We start from the raw sequence: 14,916 nt of genomic DNA, 5'->3' as shown, positions 1-14,916 counted from the left end.
AACCCGAATGTTGCCGTTTTGTCTGGCGACTGCAATCGAGTGCGTGTCGAGTGTAACAAAAGTGACGGATCAATGTGCACCGGATCGCCGTGCAGCGCAAGGCCCCGTTGAAGTCGCGCAACACTTCGTGCATTCCGTCATGCGCATGCCATCCAGGGGGAGGCACCTTCGTTTTTGCACGCGTCGCCATCAAAACCAGCCGAGCCATCGGTAGACGTGGAACTGCGCGATGCCGATCAACTCGTGCAATACCAGATCCGCGTCTTCCAGGTTCTGCCAGCGGGGCAGCCAGCCCGTTTGCGCGCGCCGGTGGGTGGAATAAACGGGCTGCGGATCGATGCCGAAGCGGCGGAAATCGAGCAATGCGCGGCGCATCTGGTAGGACGACGCGACGAGAATGCGCGAGTCGTCATGTTGTGAGCGTAGTATAGAAGCGGTGAATTTCGCATTTTCATAGGTGGTGCGGCTGTTCGGCTCGAGTAAGAGGTCGTTGCGAGCGACGCCTTCCGCGATCAGCCGGCGTCCGTAGACGGCCGCCTCGGTTTCGCCGTGATGTTGCGGGTCGCCGCCCGACATCACCACGGTGCAACGGGTGGCTTGCTCGAGGCACGTGCGGTAGAGCGCCGCGGTCGTGCGGATGCGAGCTTCCCCGTCGGGCGGCGGCCGCAAACCGGTGTCGCTGCGCCGTGTGCCGATGCCGATGATGATCAGTGTTGTGCGGCCGTGCATGTCGGGGTGCTCGACCGGCGTCACGCCCGCCTCGGTCCATGCGATGAGCGGCGCGGTGAGCCAGCCTGTCGCGAGCAGCCAGAGCAGCGCGACGCTCGCGATCGCGATGAGTCTTCGCCGCTTGCGGAAGAGCATGAAACCGATGAAGAGAAGTACAAATGAATCGAACAGAATCAATTTGATTGGGGTATGGTGTCTTTTTATGGACGGCTGACGATCCGGCCCTGACGCGACGCCGAACGTCGGCCCCCAGAATCGGTGGCGGTATCGGCGGGTGGAGCTCCCGCCCGGCGCGCCGCTTCGCATTGTCGCTGCACTTTAAGAAAGAATCGAGATGGCCACGTATTCCAACGAAGCGGTGCTCGACGCATTGAGACGAGTGCAGTACCGCCAGGTACCGTGGGCGCGCCGCCCGGGCGTGTTCGAGTATCTCCGGTCACTGGGGCTGATGGACACGGTCAGGCAGAAGACGGTTGCCCCCGCGCCGGGTTTCCATGCACCGGTCGACATCGCGGTGCTGACCGATAGTGGTCGGGCCGAATGCGCGCGACTCGAGCGCGACGAAAAATTACTTTCCTGGACCGATCGCCGTATGGACGACTACGCGTTAAGCGAAGCGAGCGCCGTGGCGATTCTCGAAAGCCGCCTGTAGCGGCGCACTCCTGACCTCGCGCCGTCGCCGGCGACACTCAAAAAAAAGCCCGTATCGCGAGGATACGGGCGTACCGGATACTTTTGCTGTTGCCACGCTGTGCTCATGGCAACGGATGTGACTTGTCGTATGTCGAGCAGTTCCCGAATTCCGGAATTTTCTTTGACGAAATCCTGTGGACTACGGATGACGCGGCATGTCCGTCGGTTGCGAGCCGATGCGCGCACGTGCGTTGCTAGCGATGTCGCCGCGCAAATCGCCGCGCGGCACGGTCGGTCGATTGAGCGGCGTGGCGGGCGGTTGCTGGCGGCGAAGGGTGTTTCGGTGATCCTGCTGGCGGTGAGGTGGCTTCGCGCGATCGTCGGCGTGAGCGGGGGCGGTCGACGCCAGCGAAATGACAATGCCGCATGCGACGAGCAGTGACATTGGTTTCATGGCGGGGCTCCCTTCAAGCCATCGGCGCGGCTTGTTGATATGTCGCTAAGGTAAGCGAGGGAGTGCAGGCTAGCTGTAAATAATAGTAAATAGATGTATCGCGGCACGGCAGCGGTAATCGACGACGCGGGCGCCGCGCAAAGCGCATGGCGCCAAAAGAAGCCGGGCGGCCGAAGCCGCCCGATCGAGCATGCGTTACGCCATCTTCACGGGGGCGCGCCAGGATTCCGGATTGGTCCAGAAGGCGCCGCGCAATCGGTCGCGGCTCGGCGGTGCAGGCGGCTTCGCCGCGCTTGCCCCGATGCGCCCGCGCAGCGAGATCTGGCGGCCGCTCGTGCCGAGGCGCTTGACGATTTCGGCGAGCGTACCGTCTGCCTGCCATTCGTCGAAGCGACGGCGGCAGGTCGGCGGCGACGGATAGCGACCCGGCAGCTTCGACCAGCCTTCACCCGTCGACAGTACCCACAGCACGGCGTTTACCACCGAGCGGGCCTCCACGCGGGGGCGGCCGCGCCGTTCACTGCGTGCGGGTTCCGAGCAAAACAGACCTTCGACCAGCGCCCACTCGTTATCTCTCAAATCGTCGAACAGCATCATGTCCTCACCTCAGCGAAGCTAACTCCGGTGCGCTGCCCTGCGCCGCGCACTCTTCAAGCACTCGAGCGTCGAGTGCCGGGTGGGGGCGTCCGGTTGACCGGCAGCGGCGTTTCTGCCTTCCGTCCGACTAAACCTGCGCCCTGTGCGTCAGGTAAAGCACGATGTGTGCCATGTCGGAGGCGATTCCCTCGAGAGCCGCTTGGCAGCGGGCTAACGGCTAAGTCAGCTAGGGGCGTATAAGACGCCAAAATAACCCGCCAGCAAATCAGGACAATCACCAATCTTGTGCAACTCGCCCGTGCCACGTGCGTTTCCGTGGATATTGCACCGCAGCGAAACATGTGTGGCCGGTGCCGGATTCGCACATCGGAGCCGATTTCGCGCATTAAAATCGTGCATCGGTATCGACGATTGATGAGGTGAGGAGATGAACGTTACGCTGCGCCAGCTTCGCGTATTCATCGAGGTTGCGCGGCTGCGGAGCTTCAGTCGCGCGGGTGACGAGATCGGACTCACGCAGTCTGCGGTCAGTCGTTGCGTGCGCGAGCTCGAGGCCGAGCTCGGGCTGAAGCTGATCGACCGGACGACCCGCGACGTGCAGTTGACCGACGTCGGGGTGAACCTGATCGCGAGCGTGTCCCGCCTGATCGACGATCTGGACGACACGCTGCGCGAGATTCGCGAGATCGGCGAGCAGCGGCGGGGGCGCGTGATCGTCGCCGCGAGTCCGACGATTGCGTGCCGGCTGATGCCGCGCGTCGTCGCGGCCTGCGAGCGCCAGTTTCCGTTCGTCACGCTCGGCCTGCGCGACGACGTGCAGAGCGACGTGCTGCGAAAGGTGAAGTCGAGCGAGGTCGATTTCGGCGTCGTCATCGGGCCGCTCGCCGTTGCGGACCTCGTCTGCGAACCGCTGATGACCGACTCGTTCTGCCTGGTCGCGCGCGCCGATCATCCGCTCGCGGCGCGGGCCGAGGTGCCCTGGACGGCGCTCGACGGCGAGCGCCTCGTCCTGCTTGATCATGCGTCCGGAAGCCGGCCGTTGATCGACGCCGCGCTGGCTGCCCATCGGGTGAACGCGACGGTCATGCAGGAACTCGGGCATTCGGCGACGGTATTCGCGCTCGTCGAGGCTGGTGTCGGCGTGAGCGTGCAGCCGTGGCTGTCGCTGCCGCTGCCGGCGGGATCGTCGCTGGTTGCGCGGCCGCTGACGCCGCGTACCGAGCGCACCGTCGAGCTGGTGCGCCGCCGCGACCGGTCGCTGTCGCCGGCCGCGCAGGCGATCTGGGAACTCGCGCGCCAGATGCCGGCGCGGGCGGAAGACCTCGACTGAGGGTGCTGAACCGGCGCGCACACCGGTACACTGCGTGGATCGTGTTCCTCGGTGGCGGTTCTCGATGACGCATTCCGCAGATGTCGACCCGGCGACGGGCGAGCCGACGGCACGCAGCGCGGTCCAGGCGCTGCGTCCGTCGCTGATCAGGGAAGTCGCGAACGCCGGCTTCGGCGTACCCGACGTGCTGCCGTTCTGGTTCGGCGAATCCGATCGCGTGACGCCGGCATTCATTCGCGACGCGGCTGCCGCGGCACTGCGCGACGGCGCAACCTTCTACACGCACAATCTCGGCACGGTACCGTTGCGCAACGCGATTGCGGCCTATGTGAGCGCGCGTCACGGCGCGACCGAGGCCGATGCGATCACCGTGACGAGTTCGGGCGTGAGCGCGCTGATGCTGGCCGCGCAGCTGCTGGTCGGCCCGGGAGATCGCGTCGTCGCGGTCACGCCGCTCTGGCCGAACCTCGTTGAAATCCCGAAGATACTCGGTGCACAAGTCGAGTGCATACCGCTCCGCCATGGTGATGCGGGCTGGGGGCTCGACATCGACCGGTTGCTCGCGGCGCTGACGCCCGGCACACGAATGCTGTTCGTGAACTCGCCGAACAATCCGACCGGCTGGGCGATGTCCCGCGACGACCAGCGGGCCGTGCTTGCGCATTGCCGGCGTCACGGCATCTGGGTCGTCTCCGACGAAGTGTACGAACGGCTCGCGTTCGGCGCAGAAGGCGCGCCGTCGTTTCTCGACATCGCGTCGCGCGACGAGCGGGTCATCGTCGTGAATTCGTTCTCCAAGGCCTGGGCGATGACGGGCTGGCGGCTCGGATGGCTGGTCGCGCCGGCGTCGATCATGGGCGATCTGTCGAAGCTGGTCGAATACAACACGTCGTGCGCGCCGGGTTTCATCCAGGCCGCAGGGGAAGTCGCGCTGCGCGACGGCGAGCCGTTCGTGCAGTCGTTCGTTGCGGCGCTGCGTGCCGCACGTGACCACCTGGTTGCCGCGCTGCGCGCGTTGCCGGGCGTCGAAGTGCCGCCTCCGCCGGGCGCGATGTACCTGTTCCTGCGTTTGCCGGGCGCGGACGACAGTCTCGCGTTTTGCAAGTCGCTGGTGCGCGAGGTCGGGCTTGGGCTGGCGCCGGGGCGCGCGTTCGGCCCGGAGGGGGAAGGGTTCGTGCGCTGGTGCTACGCGTGCGATCCGGTGCGGCTCGACGCGGGCGTCGAGCGCCTGCGGGCGTTCGTCGCGCGCGGCGCGGGCCGGCGTTGAAGCGGGACGGAGCTGCGGCGGCGGCCGTTCGGCTCATCTTTACGCACCGGGCAATTTTGCGTAAGATGGCGCTCAGTCACGCGGTTCCGTCGTTGAGCCGTGCTGTTCCGTCCGGTTTGGGCCTGGCTTGAAGTTGGTTCGCCGCCCCCGGTTCGTGCTCCCATCAATATGACCGATCAGAATCGGGCGAGCGCGTCTTCTGTTCCTTTCGTCTGTTTGTTGATCCGGTTCGTTTGACCACAGGGTCTGGCCTAGCTGCATGAATACCCAAGAGGCGAAGATCGTCCTCGAGACTGCCTTGATCTGCGCGCAAGAACCGCTGAAACTCGGCGATTTGCGCAAGCTCTTTGCCGACGTCGTGTCGGCTGACACGGTCCGCACGTTGCTCGAAGATCTGAAACAGGATTGGTCCGGCCGCGGTGTCGAATTGGTGGCGCTGGCAACCGGATGGCGCTTTCAGAGCAAGCCGGTGATGCGCCAGTATCTGGACCGGCTGCATCCCGAGAAGCCGCCGAAATATTCGCGCGCGGTGCTCGAAACGCTCGCGATCATCGCGTATCGGCAACCCGTTACGCGCGGCGACATCGAAGAGATTCGCGGCGTCACGGTCAATACGCAGGTGGTCAAGCAGCTCGAGGATCGCGGCTGGATCGAGGTGATCGGGCATCGCGACGTGCCGGGACGTCCGGCGCTATACGCGACGACCAAGCAGTTCCTCGACGATCTCGGACTGAAGGCGCTCGACGACCTGCCGGCGCTCGAGGAGCCGGCCGCGAACATCGAGGCCGCGTTGCTCGCGCAGCAGGCGATGGACTTCGACGGCGATGCGCCGGTAGCGGACGGGGTGCCGGAAGCCGGCGAAGCGGCGGCCGACGTGTCGCACATGCGGCCGGATGAATTGCCGGACGACGCCGCGGCAGAAGGTACGTCGACGCAGGAAATGCCGAACCGCGATACGCTGGGAACTGATCGCGTTCAGATGGAACAGGGCGGCGCCGACGCAGCGCCGGCCGGCGGGCAGCCCGAGCCGCTGCGCGCGGAAGGGAGCGAGGAAGATCGCAAGGCGACCGCCGACGCGGTTGCCGGAGACGGAGCGGAAGCGGCCGGCGACATGCCGGGCGAGGCTGGCCAGGCCGATGCCTCACGTGCCCGTCCCGCTGAGGGCGAGCTGCTGGACGATACGTCCGACAGCCTCGCCGACGCCGTACGCAGTGCGAGTGCGCCCATCGGCGCCGACGCACTGCCGGACGACGAAGCAGAACCCGAACAGCGCCGCGCCTGATTGCGGCCGACTTCTTGCCGCGCCCGAGCCGGGCGCGAGACCTGACATTTTGAGGTTGTTTTGACTGATATCCACGATATTGAATCGTCCGCGCCTGCCGTGCAGGCCGCGCGTGCCGACGATGCGCCGGAGCAGGATGCTCCGGCCACGGGTGGTGACGAGCGTCCCCGCCGCGGGCTGCGGCGCGGCCCGCGCAGCCTGATCGCGCGCCGCCGCGCGGCGGCCAAGTCGAAGGGCGACGGCGAGTCGCAGGGCGGCGAGGGCGCGGACGCGCAACCGGCCGCGGACGCGGAAGCTCAGCCCGCACGCGCGCCGCGCAAGGAAGGCGCGGCCAAGGGCGGCCGCAAGCCGGCCGGTAAGCGTGAGGGTGCGGCCAAGGGTGCCCAGGGCGGGCAAGGCGGCCAGGGGCGGCGCGGCGGTTCGGCGAAGGCCGAGGGTGGCGCTGCGAAGGCCGAGGGCGGCGCAGCGAAGGCCGGAGGCGACGCAGCGTCGCAGGACGACCTGTTCGCCTATGTGACGTCGCCGGCGTTCGATGCCGACAATTCGGCGGGCGGCAGCGGCGTACGTGCGCCGATGCTGCGTCGCGGCCGCAACCAGCCGACGAACAAGCGCGTGCTGTCGCCGGACGACGATGCGCCGAAGCTCCACAAGGTGCTCGCAGAAGCCGGCATGGGCTCGCGCCGCGAAATGGAAGAACTGATCGTCGCCGGCCGCGTGTCGGTGAACGGGGAGCCCGCGCACATCGGCCAGCGCATCATGCCGACCGACCAGGTCCGTATCAACGGCAAGCCGGTCAAGCGCAAGCTGCCGAACAAGCCGCCGCGCGTGCTGCTGTACCACAAGCCGACGGGCGAGATCGTCAGCCACGCGGACCCGGAAGGTCGTCCGTCGGTGTTCGATCGCCTGCCTCCGATGAAGACGGCGAAATGGCTCGCGGTGGGTCGTCTCGACTTCAACACCGAAGGTCTGCTGATGCTGACGACGTCGGGCGATCTCGCAAACCGTTTCATGCATCCGCGCTACAGCGTCGAGCGCGAGTATGCGGTGCGCGTCGTCGGCGAGCTGTCCGAAGGGATGCGGCAGAAGCTGCTGCACGGCGTCGAACTCGATGACGGCCCGGCGAACTTCCTGCGCATCCGCGACGGCGGCGGCGAAGGCACGAACCATTGGTATCACGTCGCGCTGGCAGAAGGCCGCAACCGCGAAGTGCGCCGGATGTTCGAGGCGGCCGGCCTGATGGTGAGTCGCCTGATCCGTACCCGTCACGGTCCGATTCCGCTTCCGCGCGGCCTGAAGCGCGGTCGTTGGGAAGAGCTCGACGAAGCGCAGGTGCGCAAGCTGATGGCGACCGTCGGCCTCAAGGCGCCGTCCGAGGAAAAGGGCAAGCGTGGTGGTGGCGGGCAGGCCGAGCGCCGCCAGCCGGATCCGATGCAGACATCGATGGGCTTCATCAGCCGCGAGCCGGTGCTGACCACGCATGGTCAGCTCGATCAGCCGCGTCGCGGTGGCGGTCGACGTGGCGCACCGGGCTTGCCCGGCCTGAGCGGCTACGGCAGCCTGCCGGTTTCGCCGTCGGGCTATGGCAACCGTTCGGGTGGCGGTCGCGATGTCGATGGCAATCGCGCGTCGTATGGCGCCGGCCCCAAGCGTGAAGGCGCGGCCGGCAAGCGCAGCGGCGGCAAGGGCGGCAATCGCAATCCCAACGGCAATCGCGCCGAAGGCGCCGGCAACGGCGGTGGTGGCGCGCGCGGCGGCCAGCGTCCGCAGCGTAGTCGCTCGCGCAGTCGCTGAGCGTTTCCGGGCGGTCGGCGGCGTGAAGCCGCCGGTGTGCCGGCAATATCGGTGCGAGTCCGGTCGGGTCGGCACTTCGCCTTGCGTGGTTTGCTATTGACTGTATATATATCGCGCTGCCGGATTGTGCCGCCTGGTCGGACAGTCCGGTTTCGCATTTTTGGTCGGTAAAGGCGGTCTGGACGCTGCTTTTACCGGCTGGCTTGGCGTTTGCGCCAAAAATCGCTATAATCGCGGAGTCGCTGGGCGTACGGATTCAATGTGCGGCTCAGGTGCGACCACCAGTAAGAAGATGGGCGTTCCGCCCATTTTTTTTTGCTGAAACGGTTAGGCATCTCGGGTAGCGCTTCCTGCGCCGGCTAAGGCGCGCGCCCGCGGGTGAATCGCGAGCGGCGGGCGCGAACACCTGAGAGGACACTGTGCAACTGACGGAACTGATAGAAACCACGGTCACCGGGCTCGGCTACGAGCTGGTGGATCTCGAGCGCACCGGGCGCGGCATGCTTTGCATCTATATCGATCAGCCTGCCGGCATCTCGCTCGAAGATTGCGAAAAGGTCACACGTCAGCTCCAGCACGTCTTGACGGTCGAAAACATCGATTACGAACGGCTCGAAGTCTCGTCCCCGGGGCTCGACCGCCCGTTGAAGAAGCTGGCCGACTTCGAGCGCTTCGCTGGCAGCGAAGTTTCCGTGACCTTGAAAAAGCCGCTGGACGGGCGCAAGACGTACCGGGGCATTCTGCACGCGCCGAATGGCGAAACGATCGGTTTGGAATTTGAGAGGAAGAAGGGCGAGGCAGCCATGCTGGATTTCACGCTGGCCGATATCGACAAAGCCCGCCTGATTCCGCAAGTTGACTTTAGGAGCCGCAAATAATGAGTCGCGAAGTTTTGATGCTGGTGGATGCGCTGGCGCGCGAGAAAAACGTCGACAAGGATGTGGTGCTGGGCGCCCTCGAGGCTGCGCTCGCGTCCGCGTCCAAGAAGCTGTTCGACGAAGGCGCCGAAATCCGCGTCCATATCGATCGCGAAAGCGGCGAGCACGAAACCTTCCGTCGCTGGCTCGTCGTGCCCGACGAGGCAGGCTTGCAGGAGCCGGATCGCGAGATCCTGCTGTTCGAAGCGCGTGAGCAGAAGCCCGACGTCGAAGTCGGCGAATTCATCGAGGAGCCGGTGCCGTCGATCGAGTTCGGCCGTATCGGCGCGCAGGCCGCCAAGCAGGTGATCCTGCAGAAGGTGCGCGACGCCGAGCGCGAGCAGATCCTGAACGACTACCTCGAGCGCGGCGAAAAGATCATGACGGGCACGGTGAAGCGCCTCGACAAGGGCAACTTCATCGTCGAATCGGGCCGTGTCGAAGCGCTGCTGCGCCGCGACCAGCTGATCCAGAAGGAAAACCTGCGCGTGGGTGACCGCGTGCGTGCATACATCGCGAAGGTCGACCGCACCGCGCGCGGCCCGCAGATCGAACTCTCGCGCACGGCGCCCGAGTTCCTGATGAAGCTGTTCGAGATGGAAGTGCCGGAAATCGAGCAGGGCCTGCTCGAGATCAAGGCAGCCGCTCGCGATCCGGGCGTGCGCGCGAAGATCGGCGTGATCGCCTATGACAAGCGGATCGATCCGATCGGCACCTGCGTCGGCATCCGCGGTTCGCGCGTGCAGGCCGTGCGCAACGAGCTCGGTGGCGAAAACATCGACATCGTGCTATGGTCCGAGGATCCCGCCCAGTTCGTGATCGGCGCGCTCGCGCCGGCAGCCGTCCAGTCGATCGTCGTCGATGAAGAAAAGCACTCGATGGACGTCGTCGTCGACGAGAACGAGCTGGCTGTCGCGATCGGCCGCAGCGGTCAGAACGTTCGCCTTGCCGGCGAGCTGACCGGCTGGCAGATCAATATCATGACGCCGGACGAATCCGCCCTGAAGCAGGGTGAAGAGCGCGATCGACTGCGTTCGCTGTTCATGGCGCGTCTCGACGTCGACGAAGAAGTTGCCGACATCCTGATCGACGAAGGCTTCACGAGCCTCGAAGAGATCGCTTACGTGCCGCTCAACGAAATGCTCGAAATCGAGGCGTTCGACGAGGACACCGTGCACGAGTTGCGCAACCGCGCACGCGACGCACTATTGACGATGGCGATCGCGAACGAAGAAAAGGTCGAAAACGCAGCGCTGGATTTGAAGGGCCTCGACGGCGTAACGCCGGAGTTGCTCGCGAAGCTGGCCGAACACGGCATGCAGACGCGGGACGATCTCGCCGAGCTGGCTGTGGATGAACTGGTCGACATGACCGGGATGGAAGAGGATGCCGCTAAGGCGTTGATCATGAAAGCACGTGAACACTGGTTCCAGTGAGAAATGACCATGGCGCACTGATTTGATGGCGGCCGTATGGCCTGACCCGATGCTAACCGCAAGGAATCGGTCCTTGCACTAAGAGGAATGAATGGCGAGTAACAACGTAGCCCAATTTGCCGCGGAACTGAAAATGCCTGCTGGTGTGCTGCTCGAACAGCTGCAGGCAGCGGGCGTCCAGAAAGCGAGTGAAGACGATGCGCTGTCCGAGGCGGACAAGGCGCGTCTGCTCGATCATTTGCGCAAGTCGCACGGCGCAACCGACGGCGACAAGCGCAAGATCACGCTGACCCGCAAGCATACGTCGGAGATCAAGCAGTCTGACGCGACGGGCAAGGCTCGCACCATTCAGGTCGAGGTCCGCAAGAAGCGTACGTTCGTCAAGCGCGACGACGTGGCCGAGGGTGCGGAGCAGGGTCAGGCGCAAGTCGCCGAAGCGGATGACGATGCGGATCTGAAGCGTCGCGAGGAAGAAGCGCGCCGCGAGGCCGAGCTGCTCGAAAAGCAGGCGCAGGAACTGCGCGAGCGCCAGGAACGCCTCGAGCGCGAGGAAGCCGAGCGCCGTGCCCGCGAGGAAGCGGCCGAAGCCGAGCGCCGCCGTGCCGAGGAAGAAGCAGCGGCGAAGCGCGCTGCCGCCGAAGCCGCAGCGGCACAGCAGGCTGCGGCGCAGCAGGCCGCTGAAGCCAAGCAGGAAGCAACCGGTGCGCAGTCCGCGCAGGACGAAGCACGTGCGGCCGCCGAACGTGCGGCCCAGCGTGAAGCGGCGAAGAAGGCCGAGGACGCTGCCCGCGAGGCGGCCGACAAGGCGCGGGCCGAGCAGGAAGAGATTCGCAAGCGTCGCGAGGCGGCCGAGGCCGAAGCGCGCGCGATCCGCGAAATGATGAACACGCCGCGCAAGGCCGTGGTCAAGGCAGTCGAGCCGCCGAAGCCGGTGGAACCGCCGAAGCCGGCCGAAGCGAAGGGCACGCTGCACAAGCCGGCCAAGCCGGCAGGCGCAGGCGCGCAGGCACGTCCGGCCGTGAAGAAGCCGGCCGGCGCAGCGCCGGCGACGACGCAGGCACCGGCAGGCGCGGGCGACCGCAACAAGAAGCCGGGCGGCGGCAAGGGCGGCTGGCAGGACGACGCGGCCAAGCGCCGCGGCATCAAGACGCGCGGCGATTCGAGCGGTGGCGTCGACCGCGGTTGGCGCGGCGGCCCGAAGGGTCGCGGCCGTCACCAGGACAGCGCATCGACGTTCCAGGCACCGACCGAGCCGATCGTGCGTGAAGTGCACGTGCCGGAAACCATCTCGGTTGCCGATCTTGCACACAAGATGTCGATCAAGGCCTCCGAAGTCATCAAGGTGATGATGAAGATGGGCCAGATGGTCACGATCAACCAGGTGCTGGACCAGGAAACGGCGATGATCGTCGTCGAGGAACTGGGTCACCGCGCGGTCGCCGCGAAGCTGGACGATCCGGAAGCACTGCTGGTCGAAGGCGAGACCGGTACCGATGCGGAGCAACTGCCGCGTCCGCCGGTCGTCACCGTGATGGGTCACGTCGACCACGGCAAGACCTCGCTGCTCGACCACATCCGCCGCGCGAAGGTTGCAGCGGGCGAAGCGGGCGGCATTACGCAGCACATCGGCGCATATCACGTCGAAACGCCGCGCGGTGTCATCACGTTCCTCGATACGCCGGGTCACGAGGCGTTCACGGCAATGCGTGCACGCGGCGCGAAGGCGACCGACATCGTCGTGCTGGTAGTGGCTGCCGACGACGGCGTGATGCCGCAGACGAAGGAAGCCATCGCTCACGCGAAGGCGGGTGGCGTGCCGATCGTCGTGGCGATCAACAAGATCGACAAGCCGGAAGCGAACCCGGACCGCGTCAAGCAGGAACTGGTCGCGGAAGGCGTCGTGCCGGAAGAATACGGTGGCGATTCGCCGTTCGTGCCGGTGTCGGCGAAGACGGGTGCCGGTATCGACGACCTGCTCGAGAACGTGCTGCTGCAGGCCGAAGTGCTGGAACTGAAGGCACCGATCGAGGCGCCGGCCAAGGGCATCGTGATCGAAGCGAAGCTGGACAAGGGCAAGGGCCCGGTCGCGACGATCCTGGTGCAGTCCGGTACGCTGAACCGTGGCGACATCGTGCTGGCAGGCACGGCTTATGGCCGCGTGCGTGCGATGCTCGACGAGAACGGCAAGCCGACGAAGGAAGCCGGCCCGTCGATCCCGGTCGAAATCCAGGGTCTGTCGGAAGTGCCGGGTGCAGGCGAGGAAGTGATCGTGCTGCCGGACGAGCGCAAGGCGCGCGAAATCGCGCTGTTCCGCCAGGGCAAGTTCCGCGACGTCAAGCTGGCGAAGCAGCAGGCCGCGAAGCTGGAAAGCATGCTCGAGCAGATGGGCGAAGGCGAAGTGCAGAACCTGCCGCTCATCATTAAGGCGGACGTGCAGGGCTCGCAGGAAGCACTCGTGCAGTCGCTGCTCAAGCTGTCGACCGACGAAGTGCGCGTGCAGATCGTGCACAGCGCGGTGGGCGGCATCAGCGAAAACGACGTCAACCTCGCGACGGCATCGAAGGCGGTCATCATCGGCTTCAACACGCGTGCGGATGCACAGGCGCGCAAGCTGGCCGAAGCGAACGGTATCGACATTCGCTACTACAACATCATCTACGACGCAGTGGATGAGGTGAAGGCGGCGATGTCGGGCATGCTGGCGCCGGAGAAGCGCGAAGTCGTGACGGGCATGGTCGAGGTGCGCCAGGTGTTCAAGGTGCCGAAGGTCGGTACGGTTGCCGGCTGTATGGTCACCGACGGTATCGTCAAGCGTTCGTCGTCGGTTCGCGTGCTGCGCAACAACGTCGTGATCTTCACGGGCGAACTCGAATCGCTGAAGCGCTTCAAGGACGACGTGAAGGAAGTCAAGCAAGGCTTCGAGTGCGGTATGTCGGTGAAGAACTTCAACGACGTCATCGAAGGCGACCAGTTCGAAGTCTTCGAAGTGACTGAAGTCGCACGTACGCTGTAATCATCGCGTATCGGCTCGTGGGCGGGGCAGGCTTGAGCCTGTCCCGCCCATTTTCATGGTGGCGTGCCAACAGCGCGCCGCTTTATCCTGATAAACGGATCACGGATCGATCATGTCCAGGAAACGTACTTCCCCCAATCGCAACGTTCAGATTGCAGACCAGATTCAACGCGATCTGTCCGAACTCATCATGCGCGAGGTCAAGGACCCGCGCATCGGCATCGTGACCATCCAGAGTGTGGAGCTCACGCCGGACTACGCGCACGCGAAGGTCTATTTCACGGCGCTCACCGGCGATCCGGAGAAGACGCAGGAAGCGCTGAACCACGCATCGGGTCACCTGCACAACCTGCTGTTCAAGCGCCTGCACATCCATACGGTGCCGACGCTGCATTTCCATTACGACCAGACGATCGAAAAGGCGGTGGAAATGTCGCGCCTGATCAAGGAAGCCAACTCGACGCGCGCGAAGGACGACGACGAAGCCGACGCGCCTGCGAAGGACGAGTGAGCGCGCGTGCCCCGATGACGACTGCAGCTCCTCAGCGTCCACGCGTGCCGCGGCGCGCGCTGGACGGCGTCCTCCTGCTCGACAAGCCGGTCGGCCTGTCGAGTAACGACGCCCTGATTCGCGCGAAGCGCCTGCTTCTCGCGAAGAAAGCCGGCCATACCGGCACGCTCGATCCGCTGGCCTCGGGTCTGTTGCCGCTGTGCTTCGGCGAGGCGACGAAGTTCTCGCAGGACTTGCTGGAAGCGGACAAGACCTACGAAGCGACGATGCGCCTCGGCGTGCGCACGACCACCGGCGATGCTGAAGGCGACGTGCTCGACACGCGCGCCGTCGAATGCGACCGGACTGCGGTGGAGGCGGCGCTCGCTCGCTTTACCGGCGAGATCGTGCAGGTGCCGCCGATGTATTCGGCGCTCAAGCGCGACGGCAAGCCGCTGTACGAATATGCGCGCGCGGGCCAGACCGTCGAACGGGAAGGCCGCAACGTGACGATCCATGCGCTCGACCTGCTGGCCTGCGAACTACCGGACGTGACGTTTCGCGTGACTTGCAGCAAGGGTACGTATGTGCGCACGCTGGCGGAGGATATCGGCGAAGCGCTCGGTTGCGGCGCGCATCTGACGATGCTGCGTCGCACGGGCGTCGGCGCTCTGACGCTCGAGCATGCGGTGACGCTGGACGCGCTGTCCGACGCCGCCGAAACAGCGCGCGATGCGTGGCTTCAGCCGGTCGACGCGCTGCTGTCGACGTTTCCGCTGGTGCGTCTCGACGAAGCCTGCGCGAAGCGGTTCCTGCATGGCCAGCGTCTGCCGCTGTCGGCGCTCGATCCGATCGACGCGGCAGAAGGCGAGCGGGTGCGCGTGTACGACGAGGTGCGGCTGCTCGGCGTCGCCCGCAAGGCAAACGGCGTGCTTGCGCCTGAACGTCTCGTCGTGACGGCTCAATGATGCACGGCG

Annotated in this window: 12 protein-coding genes and 1 pseudogene; 10 read left to right on the top strand and 3 right to left on the bottom strand. The window is 65.5% G+C overall.

From position 1 onward, the window contains the following. Window positions 1–189 precede the first annotated feature (189 nt). A complete protein-coding gene (locus WS66_RS22365) occupies window positions 190–906 on the bottom strand; it encodes a YdcF family protein (protein ID WP_059608569.1) in 717 nt (238 codons plus the stop codon). A gap of 157 nt (window positions 907–1,063) precedes the next feature. Here WS66_RS22365 and WS66_RS22360 point away from each other — a divergent pair, with 157 nt between their 5' ends. Then, window positions 1,064–1,381, top strand: coding sequence for a hypothetical protein (locus tag WS66_RS22360; protein ID WP_059510817.1), 318 nt, complete (start codon window positions 1,064–1,066; stop codon window positions 1,379–1,381). Window positions 1,382–1,561: 180 nt separating this feature from the next. Here WS66_RS22360 and WS66_RS34465 read toward each other — a convergent pair whose 3' ends face one another. Together WS66_RS34465 and WS66_RS22350 are read right to left on the bottom strand one after the other, a co-directional pair. After that, complete coding sequence (locus WS66_RS34465) at window positions 1,562–1,816, bottom strand: hypothetical protein (RefSeq protein WP_059608568.1); 255 nt, start codon at window positions 1,814–1,816, stop codon at window positions 1,562–1,564. 198 nt (window positions 1,817–2,014) lie between these two features. Then, a pseudogene (locus WS66_RS22350) lies at window positions 2,015–2,410 on the bottom strand (transposase); the annotation flags it as partial. A 430-nt stretch (window positions 2,411–2,840) separates the two neighbouring features. On the opposite strand from WS66_RS22350, the gene WS66_RS22345 reads away from it, so the two are divergent. From WS66_RS22345 to truB, 9 genes are all read left to right on the top strand, one after another. Next, window positions 2,841–3,743, top strand: a complete 903-nt coding sequence (locus WS66_RS22345; protein ID WP_059608567.1) for a LysR family transcriptional regulator — start codon at window positions 2,841–2,843, stop codon at window positions 3,741–3,743. A 64-nt stretch (window positions 3,744–3,807) separates the two neighbouring features. Beyond that, on the top strand, window positions 3,808–5,010 hold the full coding sequence (locus WS66_RS22340; RefSeq protein WP_059608566.1) for a pyridoxal phosphate-dependent aminotransferase: 1,203 nt from the start codon (window positions 3,808–3,810) through the stop codon (window positions 5,008–5,010). Between the two features lie 259 nt (window positions 5,011–5,269). After that, window positions 5,270–6,292 (top strand): SMC-Scp complex subunit ScpB, encoded by a 1,023-nt coding sequence (gene scpB / locus WS66_RS22335; protein WP_059608565.1) that lies wholly within the window; start codon window positions 5,270–5,272, stop codon window positions 6,290–6,292. 60 nt (window positions 6,293–6,352) lie between these two features. Continuing rightward, window positions 6,353–8,083 carry a 23S rRNA pseudouridine(2605) synthase RluB gene (rluB, locus tag WS66_RS22330; RefSeq protein WP_059608564.1) on the top strand — a complete coding sequence of 577 codons (1,731 nt, stop codon included), beginning with the start codon at window positions 6,353–6,355 and terminating at the stop codon, window positions 8,081–8,083. 419 nt (window positions 8,084–8,502) lie between these two features. Then, window positions 8,503–8,961, top strand: a complete 459-nt coding sequence (rimP, locus tag WS66_RS22325; protein ID WP_014897219.1) for a ribosome maturation factor RimP — start codon at window positions 8,503–8,505, stop codon at window positions 8,959–8,961. Then, on the top strand, window positions 8,961–10,436 hold the full coding sequence (gene nusA / locus WS66_RS22320; RefSeq protein WP_059608563.1) for a transcription termination factor NusA: 1,476 nt from the start codon (window positions 8,961–8,963) through the stop codon (window positions 10,434–10,436). The genes rimP and nusA overlap by 1 nt, the downstream gene beginning before the upstream one ends. A gap of 91 nt (window positions 10,437–10,527) precedes the next feature. Beyond that, window positions 10,528–13,449: a translation initiation factor IF-2 gene (infB, locus tag WS66_RS22315; RefSeq protein WP_059608562.1), complete on the top strand. Its 2,922-nt coding sequence runs from the start codon at window positions 10,528–10,530 to the stop codon at window positions 13,447–13,449. 190 nt (window positions 13,450–13,639) lie between these two features. Continuing rightward, window positions 13,640–13,960, top strand: a complete 321-nt coding sequence (rbfA, locus tag WS66_RS22310; RefSeq protein WP_374109553.1) for a 30S ribosome-binding factor RbfA — start codon at window positions 13,640–13,642, stop codon at window positions 13,958–13,960. 14 nt (window positions 13,961–13,974) lie between these two features. Continuing rightward, window positions 13,975–14,907 carry a tRNA pseudouridine(55) synthase TruB gene (gene truB / locus WS66_RS22305; protein ID WP_059608560.1) on the top strand — a complete coding sequence of 311 codons (933 nt, stop codon included), beginning with the start codon at window positions 13,975–13,977 and terminating at the stop codon, window positions 14,905–14,907. Window positions 14,908–14,916 lie beyond the last annotated feature (9 nt).

It is taken from the genome of Burkholderia sp. LA-2-3-30-S1-D2, from assembly GCF_001523915.2.
GTDB lineage: Bacteria > Pseudomonadota > Gammaproteobacteria > Burkholderiales > Burkholderiaceae > Burkholderia > Burkholderia diffusa.
This window is presented reverse-complemented; position numbering and strand designations above follow the sequence as displayed.